Raw genomic sequence first — 2527 nt, 5'->3', positions numbered from 1 at the left:
GCGCTCATCCGTCTGCACCGCGCCGCTTATCTGCGCCCCGCTTCCGGCGGCGAACGTCACCGTCTGACCGCTCACCGGGTTACCAAAGCTGTCCGTCACCGTCGCCTTCACCCGGTTCACCGCGCTGCCGTCCGCCGGCGCGTTATCCGTCACCACCGTCAGGCTCCCCTCCGTCAGCGTCGCCGACGCCGCGTCCGCCTCGAAGACGATGTCCGTCTCCGCCCGGCTCCCGGTCGCCAGCGTTGCCCTCAGGGTGTACTTCCCGCTCTTCGTGTGGCTCAGCGTCAGCGCATGCCGCCCGCCCGCGTCAAGCACGCTCTCATACCCGTCGCACTGCGCCTGGCCGTTAAGCTCACACCCCGCCGCCGACGGCGTCAGCGCCAGCGTCAGCCCCAGCCCGGTCACCGCCTGCCCGCTGCTGTCCGTCACCGTCAGCCGCCCCGGCACCTCCCGGCCCACCGGGCTGCGCGCCGCGTCCAGCTCCAGCTTAATGATGTGCGTCGCCTCATCCACCACGATGTTCATCGTCGCCGGCTCCGTCCGGTTGCCCTCCACGTCGGTCATTACCGCCGTCAGACGATACTGGTTGCGCTTCCCGCTGTCCGGCGCGTTCCACGCCGGCAGCACGATACGGATATCCGTCGGCGAGGCAGTGGTCTCTATCCGGCCCCCCGCGCTGACCAGCTCCGGTGCCTGCCAGACGATATCCCGGATACCGTACTTCGCCTTCGCCGTGGCGCTGACCGCTATCCGGCTCAGCGCCTCGCCCCGGGCTTCCGCCGGCAGCGTCAGCGCCACCAGCTGCTGTTTGCGGTACTGCATCACGATGTTGTAGTTGCGGTCCACCAGGTCATAGCGGCTGCCCTTCAGGCTGCGCATTATCGCCACGCTCTGCCCGTCCAGCTGCTCCGCCAGCGACAGCCCGAAGCGCCAGTTAAAGTCCAGCTGCGCCGTGGTTTCCGACACGTCGCCCGACGTGTGCCCCAGGCTCACCGTCAGCAGCGGGAAGGGCGTGTAGCTCACCGCCGCCGTCAGCGCGTGCGGCGAGTTCTTCAGCGAATCCGGCGAGGCGGAGTTGAGTAAATCCACCCCTTTGCCGAAGTATTTCTCATACGTCAGCTCGCCGCCCAGTTGCGGATACGACGGCAGCCAGTACTTCGCCCGCAGGTCGTAACCGTTCGCCGGCCGCTCGTCGTAGTCGCGCATGTTACGCAGCGGCGACTGATGCCAGTCAGTGAGACGGAAATAGCGGTTGGCCGACAGGCTCAGCCAGTCGGTCCGCGCCTCCAGACCCACCCCCCAGCGCGCGTTGCGCCCGGTCTGGTCGTAGTCGTAGAAGACGTTGCTGCCCAGCATCCAGTCGTCGCCGATGTAATGCCGCCCGCCGATGCCCCCGTTCCAGAGGGTCCGGTCCTGGTTACGCCGCACCCCCGCCTGGCTGAACAGCAGGTCGCTCCCGGTGTCCCACAGCGGCACCAGCACGTCCGCGCTGCCTTCACCCTGCGTGGTGAACTGGATACGCGCGTTCCCCTTCTGCTTCAGCCAGTCGCGCACCGCGCTCTCCGCCATCTGGTTCGCCATCCCGGAGATGTAGTTCTCCGCCATGCCGCGCACCGCGTCCGTCCGCGACTCCTGGCCCAGCACGCCCCACAGGGTCTGCAGATGTCCCGGCACCGGGTCGTCTGCCTCCGCCGGCTCGCCGCCGCCGGCGTCCGGCGTCTCCGGACTGCCCAGCAGCGGCAGCGTCGTCCCGTCGGGGGACGGGGTCCGGGCAGCGTCGGGCTGCGGGGTCAGGTTGCCGGCGATAAAGTAGTCAGAGAGCGACCCGGCGGGTCCGCCCGGCGGGGCCGCTGACGGCGCGCCGGCGTTGCCGGACGGCTCCGCGTCCGGGGTCATCAGCTGATGCATCTCGGCCAGGCCGGCGGCGCGGGCCAGCGGCGCCCATACCGGCAGGATAACGGAGGTGAATAACCACCAGAGCAGCAGCCCCAGGGAGAGCCGCCGGTGAAAAGGGGAGTCTTTATACATGTTGTTAATCCACTCGCTATGGACAGATCCCGCAGACGCATCGCGGCGTCCGCGGACACACCCTGCGCGGTCACGCCGGAGAAGGGGCCTTCACGCCGCGTTCACCGGTGACGGGGCAGAACGTCGGTTCAGATTTTTGAAATCGTGACCATCCGGTTACGGATCTCGGTAAAGGTCTGGCTCTTAACCCGATCGCAGATGAGGTTGAGCTTGTCGTTGAGGGTCAGGGTCATGATCTCCCGCGGATCTTTTTCCAGCAGCGCCTGGTTCTCGTGGTAATAGCTGTAAGAGGCGTTGATGGCGTCAAACTGGGAGCGATACAGGGTGAATGCCGTGGGGTTGAGCCGTTTAAGAAGGTCAAAGTTATCGGTGCACTGACGGCTTTCGGTTTTGGCGACCGCGACGCGCTGCGCGGCGACGGGCGGCGCTTTTTTAGCGGCAGTTTTTTTCCCGGCGGAGGCCGTGCAGCCGGCAGCGGAAATCACCGCGGCAATAAGAA

At 66.9% G+C, this 2527-nt stretch carries 2 protein-coding genes; both read right to left on the bottom strand.

Going from position 1 to position 2527, the window contains the following annotated elements:
- Positions 1 to 2028, bottom strand: a 2028-nt coding sequence (locus tag GJV78_RS22490; protein WP_209439282.1) for an inverse autotransporter beta domain-containing protein, incomplete at its 3' end; no start/stop codon positions are given.
- Between the two features lie 128 nt (positions 2029 to 2156).
- The coding region (locus GJV78_RS23885; RefSeq protein WP_230979219.1) for a hypothetical protein at positions 2157 to 2527 on the bottom strand (371 nt) is incomplete at its 5' end.

It is taken from the genome of Intestinirhabdus alba, assembly GCF_009711095.1.
Lineage (GTDB): Bacteria > Pseudomonadota > Gammaproteobacteria > Enterobacterales > Enterobacteriaceae > Intestinirhabdus > Intestinirhabdus alba.
This window is presented reverse-complemented; position numbering and strand designations above follow the sequence as displayed.